We start from the raw sequence: 13,816 nt of genomic DNA on the forward strand, positions 1-13,816 counted from the left end.
TCTCGCCATCAATTCTCCAAAGGTATTCTCAATGAAAAATATTGCCGTATTTTGTGGATCCAAATCAGGTCAATCCCCTTTATTTTCCCAGGCCGCAACCGAATTAGGCTCCTACTTTGCACAGCAAAATATCCGTTTAATTTATGGAGGTGGGAAAGTTGGCTTAATGGGAACTATCGCGGATGCAGTACTAAATGCCGGAGGAGAAGTTTTCGGTGTGATTCCAGAAAAATTGAAAGCTAAAGAAATAGCACACCCAAACCTAACTGAATTACTCGTTGTTTCAGATATGCATGAACGTAAAGCCAAAATGGCAGAACTTGCAGATGGTTTCATTGCTATGCCGGGAGGGGCTGGAACTCTGGAAGAAATCTCTGAAGTATGGACCTGGGCACAGCTCGGATATCACCAAAAACCATGTGCATTTTATAATATTAACCATTTCTATGATCCTCTCTTACAGATGATCGAACTAATGGTTACGCAAGGTTTTATGACTCAGTCATATTTGGATATGCTACTTGTATCTGATACTCCAGCGTCTCTCATCCATGCAATGCAACATTATGTTCCACCTCAAGAGAAATGGTCCTAACCGCTGAATTAGGTCCCTAAGGCCTTACCCCATCAATAACACGACAGGATAGCCCCTAGGGACTGATTGGCTTAAATCGCCTGCAAGCCACAACGCGTGACTTGATAAAAATCAATAATCACCAATTTTTATCGATATTACTATCATTAAATAGTCGGTAATTTCTTTCTAAAATGATGTTATAAAACAACAAAATAATACGTCGCTGAACATCTAAAAAATATCCATCGGCTATGCGGTTCTCGAATGTTAGTATGGAGCATATTTAGCTTCGGTGTTCATTCCATACCAACATCGATGCCCCAATCAAACCACCATACTGGCTATGCTGACCAACAACGACCAACGCTCGCCCTGGATCTAATAAAATTAATGATCTTAACTGCCGATCCAACGCACTAATGAGTACAGCATCATTTGCTAAACCACCGCCTGCAATCACCAAATCCACACCTGTAGTATTCACCACTAACGCCAGTGATTCACTCACAATCTGCAACCACAGATCAATGGTCTGAGCGGCTAATAAATCCCCCTGATGCCAGTTACTAACAATCGCCCGACACTCAGCTCTACGCTGATGAAGCGTTTGATGTAATCGCTCTATTCCCCGAGCACTCCCATAACTTTCAACACATCCCGTTTGACCACAGCCACAAGCCACTCGTGGAAGCTCTATCGATTTACCCGCCACGGTCCATTGTGTTGCCATGATTGGGGCATGTCCCCATTCCCCCGCAATCCCACCGCGACCCTGAATAATCTGGCCGTTAAGAACTAACCCGCCTCCAATCCCAGTTCCCAAAATCATCCCCAGAACCATCGTATAAGGAGCACCACAACCAACCGTAGCTTCTGCTAGCGTAAAACAATTTACATCATTTGCCATATAAACCTTCCGCCCAAGAACTGCGGATAATTCCCGAATTATATGGTGTCCCTGAAATGCTGGAATATTTCCCGCAAAAACTCGATCAGCTTCAAGATCAACAATACCGGCAACAGAAATAGCCAACGGTGCAGAATCATCCAAGGCAAAGGACGGATCTGCCAATAAAATATGCAATGTATTTACAAAAGTATTCCAATTCTGACAAGCCATTGGGGCTTGTTGTAAAAACTGAATGTTGCCCGGTGCAGTAGAAACACCCAATTTGATAAAGGAGCCCCCAATATCAATACAGATAACCTGATTTGGTTTAAACAAAGCCTTCATCCTCTGAATTCATCATTCCATGATTTCGTTAATCACTCTTGCTGAAGCTGTGAGCCTACCGATTCAGATTCAGTATTAAAATCCCATGCCATATCCACAAGCCACAATAAGTACCAGGCTCATTGACCTTTAGATAAAACAGCTTCAGGTAATGAATCGATATGTAACGTCTGAGTTGGAAACGCACAATCAGCCCCCGCATCATGAATAATAGCAATGATTTGTAATAACACATCCTGCTTGATGCGATGATATTCCACCCAATTCGTGGTTTTGGTAAATGTATAAATAAAAAAATCAAGGCTCGAAGCCCCAAACGAAGTAAAATTAGCCATCAACGTCTGCTGCTGATCGATATCCGGATGCTGCTCAAGCATGCTCTTGACACGGCTAACCACGGTTTCCAACTGACCGACATCCTGATAACGAATGCCAATCGTTTCGTAAATCCTGCGATTTCTCATCCGTGATGGATTCTCGACCGAGATTTGGGTAAAGACAGAATTAGGGACATACAAAGGACGCTGATCAAACGTTCGGATCTGGGTCACTCGAAAACCAATGCGCTCAACGGTCCCTTCAATTTGACGATCAGGACTGCGGATCCAATCTCCAACCCGAAATGGTTTATCCAAATACACCACCAACGCCCCAAAAAAATTCGCCAGCAAATCTTTTGCAGCCATACCAATAACTAAGCCACCAACCCCACCGAATGCCAGCAAACCTGAAATACTGATCCCTAAACTTTGGAAAACCGTCAGCAAAACCACCACAATAATCGATGCTTTGAGTAACTTACCCACAGCTTGAACGGTCGTGACATCACGACCACTGTCAATAAACTCATTTTCACCACTATTAGTCAGACGCCATGCCGATAAGGCCAATAAAGCTTCCAAAAGCACCTGACGCACCACCGGAAGATAGTCACTCAAATTTGAATCAATACGCTCAGCGACACTATCAGCTACCATGCTGACACCAAACAACAAGATAAGCCAACTCACAGGACCATTCAGAGCTTCCCATAAAATATTATCCCAATGTGTATGAGAACGTTCAGTTAACTTAATGATGCGTTTGCCCAGCATTCGCCAGCATAATGTCAACACCAATGTCGCCGCGATAATTAAAATAACCTCAGCGGCCCAGCCCTGCCCCAATGCCTCAGTCGCACTTTTAAGTAACTGGTGCCCAAAAATTGAAATATCCTGCATATTTTGCCACGATGGATTTAAAGATAGCCCCCAGTGTAATAGAGCTATCAGTGAGCAGCAATGCAGAACAAAGCAACGTTTTTCTAAAGTGATCAATCTTCCCAGCCTGATGTCAGGCTCAAGCAACTAGCACCGACGATTTCACGACTTCCATTCATAAAATGCTGCTCCACTTCTCATTTTTATAAGATTTAGACGTAGGAGCTGTGATCTCTGAACTATTTATCGCAGGGATAGATTCATTCAAGATCCCCATTGATATATCTTTACTATAGATAAGCTTTCAGGGTGAATCGAACCGTGATTAGCATGCCAGCAATACTGTTTATTCCCTTCGGTATCGCTGAAACAAATAAGGACATTATATCCCTTAGTATTTTTATCTCAGGATCCAATACCAACGGATTGCTTCATGAAAAGAACCATGCACAGACAAATCAAAGGAGAAGAAGATGGAAAACTCTAAATTTTTAATGATGAGTCGCGCATTAGGCACAGTGCTGCTAAAAAGCTTAGTCATTAATGGACAGGCTCTCAAACCTATTCCGGGGGGCGAAGCGTTACTACAAGTACAAAGGACAATGCCGATCCACCAACGCTATCGATTGGCGAAACTCAAAGCTCATGAAGAACAACTTATGGCTTAGTTTCCTTATTAGTGTAGCTCCCGAACCTGCATTATATTTGGTCGAAATAGCTACAATACAACAAAGGGTTGAGGCTGACTTATTTTCAACCAAAAAGCCTGTTGGCAATGATTAACAAAATATTTTTGCTTAGGCCGGATAGATAACATATCCGGCTCCCCCACTACTCGATAACTAATCCAGCATTCTTCACAAATATTTTCATCCGGCTCATTCTCAGGCAAGTGATCATGCTCAATAATCTGTTCAATCACGACCCCATTTGCAAATGTAATATGCCCTTGTTTATATTCATGATACATGCCATCGTTCCAATCAGAATGATCATTAATATTCTGAGAAACTATCGGGATCTCATTGGAATACCCCACAATAGAAGCAACATAAGCCCATAACTCATTTATATTTTCAGACATATCACTATCCAGATAATATAAAAACCCAGTATGATCGATTAGCTAGTCAAATAAATCAGAGCACGATCATTAATCATCCTATACTCCAGGTAACATTTGAGTCACCTGTCTAAATAACGCCAACAATTTCGGCTCATAAAGATAAAATGTAATGGCAAGAGAGCTAAACTCTGGAGCCGAACAAGCTGATAATGCAATATAGGCCGCTTCTTGATGGGGATACCCATATACGCCACAAGAAATAGCAGGAAAAGCAACCGTGTGGCAATCGTTTTGCAATGCCAGCTGACAGGCATGGGTATACGCACTGCGTAATACCCGAGCCGGATCCGATTCCTGCCGGTAAATGGGGCCTACGGCATGAATCACAAAACGAGCCGACAACTGACCTGCGGCTGTGATACGAGCTTCCCCAAAAGGACAACGACATCCATCGATCTCTGGAATTTTGTAACAAGCCGCTAAAAGTGCAGGGCCAGCAGCACGATGAATCGCACCATCTACACCACCACCCAACAGAGTCGGGTTAGCCGCATTCACAATCGCATCGACATTAGCCCCAGTAATATCACCCGATAAGATTGTAATTGAACTCATACCATCTATCCATGTCACTTATTTTGATACATCTCAGGCCGGCGTAAATTTAAAAATGGTCGAGCCTCTTGCGCCTTCACTACGTCCTTCAAATCAATATCTGCATATAAAATTTGCGCTGTATCGCCCGCTTTTGCAACTACATTTCCATCTGGACTAATTACGATAGATTCACCCGCAAAATCCATCTCACCTTCCAGACCCACTCGGTTACACATTGCAATAAAAACACTATTTTGCATCGCAGCAATACGAAGTTCCCATTCAAACATCTGCATAGGCTCCTGCTTCATATTTGCAGTAGGGATGACAATTAACTGAGCACCTTGCAATACACAAGAGCGAATACTTTCCGGAAAATGTCGATCAAAGCAGATCACCACACCTATTTGACCAACTGCCGTGTCATAAACCATAAATCCCTGTTCTGATGGAGTATAATAATCCTGCTCATAAAAACAGGGGGACTGAGCAATATGTACCATCTTAGAAACCCCTAAGATCACTCCATCCGTATGAATCACGGGAGAAGCATCATAACGAGATGCCCCCTCCTGAAGATAAAAATTGGGGATACATAACAACTGTAATTGTCGGCATTTATCCTGCATTTTTTGCACATACAGATGATCTAACGGTAGTGCATACTCCGACACATCTAATCCAGAATACTGCGGGAAAAAAGGCGTTAACTGAAGCTCAGGAAAACAAATGACATCAGCGCCATTTTCAGCCACTTCATCCATTGCATCCAGCGCCTGTAACAAATTACCATCCATACTGCGTGTCAACTGTTGCTGTACCAAAGCTATTTTCATACACTTTCCCCTGAGGATAACCGATTCGATACCAATAACACTGCTCTAAAATAGGTTCAAGAAAACATCCTAATCGAAAAGAACAGTCAAATAAAATACATATTTTTATTTAAAATATTTATCTGTATATTTTCATTTAAACTGTCCTACCAAACAGTTATTCTCTGTTGATTTTAGAAGATGTTGTTGCCCTATAGATCTAAAAAATTATAATGATAATAAATATATCGATATTCCAAATACTGCTTTATTAACATAAACCGAGCATCGCTGCTGATCTATAGATAATCGCTCTAAATCAGTTAATAGCTATTTAATAAAGCTTTAAACAGCAAATATAGCCAAGGTAATCATTGCATTAAAAAGTAATGGAGGATTGGAATATGATACATAATGTATACAAGGAAAGTTCTAGGATTTGTTAGTTTTCATAAATTATAACAATATCCCGTCCCTATAAAAATTCTATTATGGATACATATCATAGATTATAAATTCAATTATCATAAAAGATCAAAAACACCTTTCCCAAAGCATTGAGAAAGGCGTTCACACAGAAACTAGACAAGTTTAGTCTTCTTAACTCTGCTGATAAACCGGGAACATACTGGCATCACCATAGTCCTGAATTTTTTCCATCTGATTCAGAATGTTCATATCCTCATCTGAAATCACAAAATCCAGATCCGCATTATTTCTCATATGAGCAGGGCTTGCCGTTTTCGGTAATGGCAATAATCCCAGTTGCAAATCATAACGAATACACAATTGAGGCACCGAAACACCATATTTTTTAGCCAACTGCACAATCTGGTCATTTTTAAACAATTCACCATGACCAACAGGTGAATAGGCCTCGACCAAAATATTCTTACTCTGGGAATATTCAATCAATTCTTTAGGAATGTTAGTCGCATGAGCCAAGACCTGATTAATAACCGGCTTCACGGTAGCAGTTTCCAGAATATTATCGATATCCGGAGCCGTAAAGTTTGAAAGACCAATCGCACGTATTTTACCGGCTTGATGCGCCTTTTCAAGAGCTTGCCATGCTTCTCGATTACCCTGTAAATAACGGTCTTCACCACCAAATTGATCCCACGGCTGAGGACTATGAATAATCATCAGATCGACATAATCAAGCCCCATACGCTGTAATGATCCATCAATAGCCCTCACAGCATCCTGATACGACTTATACCGAGCCGCTAATTTGGTTGTCAAAAATACTTGGTCTCGGCTAACACCAGAAGCTTTAATCGCTGCAGCGACCTCGGCTTCATTACCATAATCCTGTGCCGTATCAATATGCCGATAACCAATGTTAAGCGCTTCACTCACCGCTTTTTCCGCAGCAGAATTCTCAATCAGCCATGTTCCCAGACCTAGCTTCGGGATCTTTACGCCATTAGAGAGAGTATATGTTTCTTCTAAGATCATAATTTAAATCATCCTCTTGTCTCAATTGGTAAATTTTAACTCATCAATCAATAATGAGTTTCCCTGCACGGTATGGTTCTTATTTCTCTGATTGCAAAAAGTATGTCTCGAAAACCGTACTCATGCAAACTGCCACAAGTTCTATATATGGGATTATTGTTCGCAAAAACAAGAGTCAAAGCCATAAACTTATTCCTGCTTAGTGAATGGTGCCTTATTTATCCTCTGACCCCCTATCGTGTCGATAGTAATCTATCTAAAACTTCATTGGCAGATTAGTAATCCTTAGCTCTGTTTTTATCCGGGTAAATATTTATGATAAAACATAGACATCTATAAATAACTATGTTTCACCAAATAACTCAAACACTACTGAATTGGATTAGGTAATTTTAAGCATTGGTTAATTTTTTTATTTATAATATCTTTCATGTATTTTGCACCATCCTTATTTAAGTGATCAGAGTTAAAGAAATATTTATCAGGTAGCGTGTAGCTATATAAATTAATATAACATTCTCCCAATAGTTTATTTAGTTTATCAAAAAATAAAGATTCCGATGGGGCATTATTTTTTTTGATAATTTCAGAAAAGTAATTTCTAAATTTATAATGATGTGGCATCGTAATGATAACTATCTTCAAGTCTTTATTATTATTCAATAACTCTTCAATATCTTGAATATTCTTCGAAAATTCTTCTCTGGTTGGGAAAAAATGAATATCATTAAAATATTGCATATGAACAAATTCTTTATTCGTATGCAAAACATCTCTCAGAGATTGCCTTCCATTTTGCTCATATGTTACTCCTTCAGGAATTCGATTCAATTTTTTGTTATTTCTGAAAATATTTAATTCTATCCAGTTAATAGACCTTTTAATAAAATAAGAAGGAGGTATTGTCACTGCCTGCTCAAATGTTTTTAAATATAACATAATGTTATTTGCATAAATGAATTCATTATCACCATCTGTAGTCAGTAGACTTTCCCTGTATAATTCAATTGGGGAAATATTCACAACAATGTATTTTAGATTTTTAAAATATTCCTTAGCATATTTTATTTGTTCTATCGTTCTGGGAATCATAGCCCCATCTTGATTCATATAAAAAACATGATTGCTATTAATAATTATTCTATACGCATGTGAATTCCCGATTATAGCTCCATATATTTGATTTGAATTATTAATATGTTTAAAGTTATTCACATTTAATCTAAACAAAAAAATAGAACCCACAATGATGATGATTACACATATCATTACAATAATTTTTAATGATTTAAAACTGTGCATAATAAAATATTCCATCTAGATGTCTAACAAAAAATGAAAATGTTACAAATACTAAACATACACATATCGTAGCCATTGGCCAAGAAGAAACAATACCTCTAATTTTTTTATAGAAATAAACATCAAATAAAATTAACATAAAAATGGATACTGTAACAAAAAGGAATTGTTTAACATTTACGCAAGGAAACAAATAGTGAGGGATCACATTATTAAATGGAAACCCTAAAATCATAAAAAATAAAACCTGACTTATCAGCAATAAATAACGCTTCCGTTTTATCTTATTTTGAATAATAAAAAGTAACAAGTTGATCAAACCAAACATAAAAAAACCAACTGTAGCACCATGCCACAATGATAAAACTGAAACGCTAACTAATATCTTTAAATATGCTTTATACCTGCTGCGCCCTGAAATTTTAAAAAAATCAGAGCACCATTTATATACAGTGATATTCCATCTACTCCAAAATTGGGATATATTCCGTGTAAAAAAAGGCATTCTGAAGCTTAAAGGCATTTTAAATCCAGATAATCCAGCAATACCTATTCCCATGAGAGACCAAGATAGATAGTCTGAATACATATAAATCCACCAAAATATGGAATAAAAAATACTTTGATCGCTTTCATAGACCGATTTAGTCATATTAGCTAGGTAAAGTTTAAAAAATAATCCTATAGCGAATACACAATGATATAAAGCTTGTGACTTGATTGTTAATTTTTTTAACCGTTCAAATCCTGACGGCTTTACAATTGGCCCACAATATAACTGAGGGAAAAAACTTAACCTACTGACTAAACCATAAAAACTGACATCCGCTTTAATATAGTAGCATACTTGAAATAATGCAAAACTAACTCCCAACAATTGATAGCCATCCACTATCCCAAAAAAAGTATTTTTTATTAAAATCCCCCCTAATACAACAACAGGAATAACTGAAATTTTCCGTTGAAATAATTTTTTAAACGAACACACTAAAAATGCAACTATACAAATAATACTAAAAGTTTGAGGATATAAAGATAAAGAAAACAATGTTCCTAAAAAGAGCACTAACTTTTTTGAATTCGTTAATGCTGAAATGAAATATAAGATAATTAGTACAGTGACCAAGCTAGCATTCCTTTGCAGTAAAATCATTACCTATATTATGGTCTATCCTGCAAGTAAAAATCAACATCCATTCAATAATAAACATTTTTCACAGTAACAGTTACAATATCTTTTTTCCTAAATAATCAGAATATCTTCTCACCTTAGAGGATAATGTGTGTTTATTGTCCTAATGCCCATGAATGAGCGAGGCTAAAACTGGAGCTTTGTTAGTTTATTTAATAAATCAAAATAACAATATTCTCTGCCGTAAATTATTCGATATACGCAAAATACCGAAAGCACCGGACTCCCAATGTGACTAAACCAATAAGCCTATATGATTTTGAATGCCTTTAGCAAACATAAAACCTTCTCTTCGTACAATACCCTATACGCTTCACAATATTTATATATATTAGGACTAAAACCGCCCAAAAGTGGCTAGAATCCAAATGGTGATCAATAATTTTTCTATAACAGACATATTGATGTAAATCACAATGGCACTTACTGACTGGACATTGAACTCATCATAGTCCGTGTACTTTCTGGAATTGGAATGATTGATGGCTATCCCCAACAGTAATATTTGGATATGTTTTTTCACCATTAACATAGAATATTACTGAAATAGTGATCGAACCGGAACCATTTAAACCATTGAGGGAAACATCTGGCTGATTCCCCACAGCAAAGCCATATAACTCTCCCCCCATTGCCCTCCTGCGCTTTAAAGCTAGCCCCAGCCAATACTCGTTGTGACAGTATTTTTCTCTCTATAATAATGATATTAAAATCAATTAAGAGTAGGTTACATTTCACAAAAAACAAATTGCTCTGGCATATCGATACTTGCAACTACCACAGATCGCTACTGGTCATAAAGTTCCAACCTTACCAATGCTTCCAAATGATGATATGCCCAATTTTAATGCCATGGATACAATAAGCTATACCAAGAAAAAAACTCACCCACAATTACGCCTTACCGAAACGTGTCTATACAAGTCGAAGCGCCTATGAATGGAAACTAGCAATAGGCGGAACTATCGCCTGTATTTTATCAGGGCGATGCTTATTGAAATAACCGTATACTGCATCAGCTCAAAAAAGTTTACTAAAATCGTCGGCGCCTATTGAGATAAACAGCAATCGGGCCTTGGAAAAAGAGAATAAAAGAGACAATAAAAGCAACCATAGCACTAATACCGTCAGCTTGGTCACGGCCAGAGATTAAATCATATGGAAAAATAAACCTAAAATCCTGCCAAATAATCATATTAAACATCAACCAATAAATCCAATTTATCCAACTGAACGTTTTTAGAATAAAACCTAGATTAAGAAAGCATCGCTTAATAAAACGACACCAGAAGAACAATACGATTTCGAAAACGAGTAAACCAACAGTTACCAAAATATCAGTCATATCGATAATCTAAACACACTCATTTCAGTACCTTAAATGCCGCTTTTTTGCCAAAAAAGGAGCTTGGCTACAGAGCGCAAACGAAAAAATAAAGGCAATAATTAAACAGATGCCATCAGCGTGGGAGCTTCCTGAGACTAAATCAAAGGGGAAAATAAATCGGAGATCTTTCCAGATGGCAACGTTAAAACAAATCCAATACGCCCAGTTCAGCCAGCCCAAAGCCTTCATAAGAAAATTCAAATTCAGGAAACACCATTTAATGAAACGGCACCAAAAGAACAGTACAAATTCGAAAACAAATAAACCAACAGTTACCAAAATATCAGTCATATCGATAATCTAAACGCACTCATTTCAGTACCTTACATGCCGCTTTTTTGCCAAAAAAGGAGCCTGATTAGCAATCATAAAACACAAGACAAAGGCAATAATCATGCATATTCCATCAGCTTGCTTTGTGCCAGCCAAATGCGAATATGGAAATAAAAATAAATGATCTTGCCAAATAAAGAGATCAACATATATCCAATATAGCCAATTAACCCAACAGAATATTTTGAAAGGCTTTCCATATCTTAAATATTGACTACGTAAGAAGTAGCACCATAAAAAGACGACTATTCCGACTATTGCAACTACTAAGGAAATCATCATGTATAAGCAGACCTAAAACGTATTTAGCTAAATACCCCGCTGTTTTTTCCTCCAAAAAGGCCCCTGAAAAAACAAAATAAAAGTAAAGATAAACGAGATAACTAATCCCCCACCATCGACTTCCTTTCGTCCAATAACAAAAGAATATGGGAAGACAAACTCCAAATCTTGCCATGCCGTAAGAAGAAAAAACATCCAATAAAGCCAGTTAATCCAACATAACATCTTACAAACGACATTAAACTGTGAATAGCGTTGTTTCAAAAAACGGCATAGGAAGAACAGTGTAATCAAAAATATAAAGAGACCAGCATCAACAAAAAGGATCATCATTTTATTTTCTCTTTAGCGCTATCATTCTAAACCTAACATCACTTCTGTGTCTTTGTTAAAAGAACAGACACCTGATATTCCCCTACCCAGATAAAACAATGTGAAACACACAGCATATAGAGAATGGAAAAGGCGGAAGTGGTGTCACTAACGGCATTTTTTCATGTAGACAGCGATGGGGCCCTGAAAAAACAAAACGAATGTAAAAATAAACGCAATAAGCATACAAACACCGTCAGCTTGAGACCTTCCTGTTATCACATCATATGGAAAGATGTAGCCTTGATGCTGCCAAATAATCAAGTTAAAAAACAACCAATAAATCCAGTTAAACCAGCTCAATGATTTCAACAGAAAATTCAAATTCAGGAAACGCCGTTTGATGAAACGACACCAAAAGAACAGTATGATGTTCAAAATAAGTAAACCAAAAGCTACAAAAATATCACCCATGCTTCTTATCTTCTGTTTGATTCGATGAAAACGGCTCTTTTACCCAATCATATGCATTCTCAACGTATCCGGATACCGTATTTACATCGGCGGCGATCTCCGAAACGAAGGCCGAACTGCTCAGATCTTGCCATGCTCGGTGAGTCTTATCGAGTAATTTCTGAATTGTTAAACCATAAGACTCAACTAACTTATCTGGTTCTAAGTGTTTTATTTGCAACAAACCACGTGTTGAAATTCCCATATCGAGAACATCATAAATGCTGTCACCCAAAACCTTTCCGAATATCTCTTCATGCCACTTTTTAAAATAACCAGTATGCTTTTCCAAACCATCCGAAAAGAACAGATAAGACTCTTCAAAATTATTTGTTACATGTCCAACAATGTATAATAAGCAGATAACAATAATTCCCACTAAAACAGCCGTCACAATACCCTCTATGGACATTGTGGCCGCAGTACCTAATTGCATCCCTTCAACAAATAATTGTGCCGCGCCTAAAAATTCTAATAATAAACTTGGTCTTTTTATCCAACCAATAATCTCTTTCCCCATATATAAGGAAGATATAGCAGTTCCCCCATTCGTCACACAATCAAAGATAAGTCTTAATTTTTGAGGATTTAATGCATTTGAGATCTGCTGAAAAAGTTCAATCGCTTTTGCTTTCGTCAAACGGCCATAGAAGACAAAATCAGTCATAATCTGATTAGTCATCGTTTCAACGAAATTAATAAAGCTCTGTTGCAGTGCCCCTGCGGGAACTTCTGTCCGAATCGTTATATGAGCTTGCATAATTGCAGCGTTCGCATGAGCCTGAACCTCAGCGACATCTTCAGGCGCGACTTCTGCCACAACACACATCCTTATTTTTTCGACCTTACATGGGTCCACACAAATCACCCATAAGGTTTAAGCATTAAGTATGAAATGGAGTGTACCGATAAATGACTCATTTATCCATAGAAGAAATGCGGGTGTCGTGAGTGCAAATTGAGGTCAAGTGCCCTGACCCACGATTTCATTGTAAAACTCAGGTCGACAACGAAAAGGGGAAACGACTGAATATCAGTCTCGATAAACTGTATTCCTCGATAGACCGATCCACGACACACACCCAAGGAGACCATGATACTCACCCCATTCGGCCGGACCATTCGCAAAATTCGTGTTGATTTAGAAATGACCCTGATTGACCACGCCAAGCGAGCCAACCTCAGCCCTTATGTGCTGACCGACACTGAACGAGGACAACGCAAGATGGAAGATCACGTTATTCACAGTATGCTAGGCGCACTCCCTTGCTCGCCCGAGGACAACCGTCGCTTGCGTTTAATGGCCCTGGAAGAAACCGGCTACGTTCTGCTCAAAGTACCAACCGCCAACGACGCGGCCAAACAAACCGCCGCTGAACTCTCCCGTACCTTTGAGTATTTAACCGATGAAAAATATGCGCAGTTGAATAGCGCATTAATGTCGTGAAGTAGATAAAACAAAGCCCAGATAATTTGACGCTCATCTGGGCTTTTGGATGATAAATCCGTAGGGGGGTAATCCTCCCATTTTTAACCGTAGTTAAAA

Annotated in this window: 13 protein-coding genes; 3 read left to right on the plus strand and 10 right to left on the minus strand. The window is 38.2% G+C overall.

Going from position 1 to position 13,816, the window contains the following annotated elements:
* Positions 1–31 precede the first annotated feature (31 nt).
* Positions 32–595, plus strand: a complete 564-nt coding sequence (locus tag ABUE20_RS01855; RefSeq protein WP_408618113.1) for an LOG family protein — start codon at positions 32–34, stop codon at positions 593–595.
* Between the two features lie 265 nt (positions 596–860).
* Here ABUE20_RS01855 and ABUE20_RS01860 read toward each other — a convergent pair whose 3' ends face one another.
* Both ABUE20_RS01860 and ABUE20_RS01865 read right to left on the minus strand, forming a co-directional pair.
* Complete coding sequence (locus tag ABUE20_RS01860; RefSeq protein ID WP_408618114.1) at positions 861–1,802, minus strand: ROK family protein; 942 nt, start codon at positions 1,800–1,802, stop codon at positions 861–863.
* A 128-nt stretch (positions 1,803–1,930) separates the two neighbouring features.
* Positions 1,931–3,031: a mechanosensitive ion channel family protein gene (locus ABUE20_RS01865; RefSeq protein ID WP_408618115.1), complete on the minus strand. Its 1,101-nt coding sequence runs from the start codon at positions 3,029–3,031 to the stop codon at positions 1,931–1,933.
* A gap of 452 nt (positions 3,032–3,483) precedes the next feature.
* On the opposite strand from ABUE20_RS01865, the gene ABUE20_RS01870 reads away from it, so the two are divergent.
* Positions 3,484–3,678, plus strand: a complete 195-nt coding sequence (locus ABUE20_RS01870; protein ID WP_408618116.1) for a hypothetical protein — start codon at positions 3,484–3,486, stop codon at positions 3,676–3,678.
* Positions 3,679–3,728: 50 nt separating this feature from the next.
* Here ABUE20_RS01870 and ABUE20_RS01875 read toward each other — a convergent pair whose 3' ends face one another.
* From ABUE20_RS01875 to ABUE20_RS01910, 8 genes are all read right to left on the minus strand, one after another.
* A complete protein-coding gene (locus ABUE20_RS01875) occupies positions 3,729–4,094 on the minus strand; it encodes a hypothetical protein (RefSeq protein WP_408618117.1) in 366 nt (121 codons plus the stop codon).
* A 78-nt stretch (positions 4,095–4,172) separates the two neighbouring features.
* Positions 4,173–4,691 (minus strand): macro domain-containing protein, encoded by a 519-nt coding sequence (locus ABUE20_RS01880; RefSeq protein WP_408618118.1) that lies wholly within the window; start codon positions 4,689–4,691, stop codon positions 4,173–4,175.
* Between the two features lie 14 nt (positions 4,692–4,705).
* On the minus strand, positions 4,706–5,509 hold the full coding sequence (locus tag ABUE20_RS01885; RefSeq protein WP_408618119.1) for a carbon-nitrogen hydrolase family protein: 804 nt from the start codon (positions 5,507–5,509) through the stop codon (positions 4,706–4,708).
* A 579-nt stretch (positions 5,510–6,088) separates the two neighbouring features.
* Positions 6,089–6,949: an aldo/keto reductase gene (locus ABUE20_RS01890; RefSeq protein WP_408618120.1), complete on the minus strand. Its 861-nt coding sequence runs from the start codon at positions 6,947–6,949 to the stop codon at positions 6,089–6,091.
* Between the two features lie 369 nt (positions 6,950–7,318).
* Positions 7,319–8,251: a hypothetical protein gene (locus ABUE20_RS01895; RefSeq protein WP_408618121.1), complete on the minus strand. Its 933-nt coding sequence runs from the start codon at positions 8,249–8,251 to the stop codon at positions 7,319–7,321.
* Positions 8,238–9,377, minus strand: coding sequence for an MBOAT family O-acyltransferase (locus ABUE20_RS01900; RefSeq protein ID WP_408618122.1), 1,140 nt, complete (start codon positions 9,375–9,377; stop codon positions 8,238–8,240). Before ABUE20_RS01900 ends, ABUE20_RS01895 begins: the two co-directional genes overlap by 14 nt.
* A gap of 512 nt (positions 9,378–9,889) precedes the next feature.
* Positions 9,890–10,075: a hypothetical protein gene (locus ABUE20_RS01905; RefSeq protein ID WP_408618123.1), complete on the minus strand. Its 186-nt coding sequence runs from the start codon at positions 10,073–10,075 to the stop codon at positions 9,890–9,892.
* Between the two features lie 2,148 nt (positions 10,076–12,223).
* The gene (locus tag ABUE20_RS01910; protein ID WP_408618124.1) at positions 12,224–13,090 is read right to left on the minus strand and encodes a hypothetical protein; all 867 of its coding nucleotides are present in this window, start codon (positions 13,088–13,090) and stop codon (positions 12,224–12,226) included.
* A gap of 273 nt (positions 13,091–13,363) precedes the next feature.
* Here ABUE20_RS01910 and ABUE20_RS01915 point away from each other — a divergent pair, with 273 nt between their 5' ends.
* A complete protein-coding gene (locus ABUE20_RS01915) occupies positions 13,364–13,717 on the plus strand; it encodes a hypothetical protein (RefSeq protein ID WP_408618125.1) in 354 nt (117 codons plus the stop codon).
* Positions 13,718–13,816 lie beyond the last annotated feature (99 nt).

The organism is Celerinatantimonas marina, from assembly GCF_046054165.1.
Classification (GTDB): Bacteria; Pseudomonadota; Gammaproteobacteria; order Enterobacterales; family Celerinatantimonadaceae; genus Celerinatantimonas.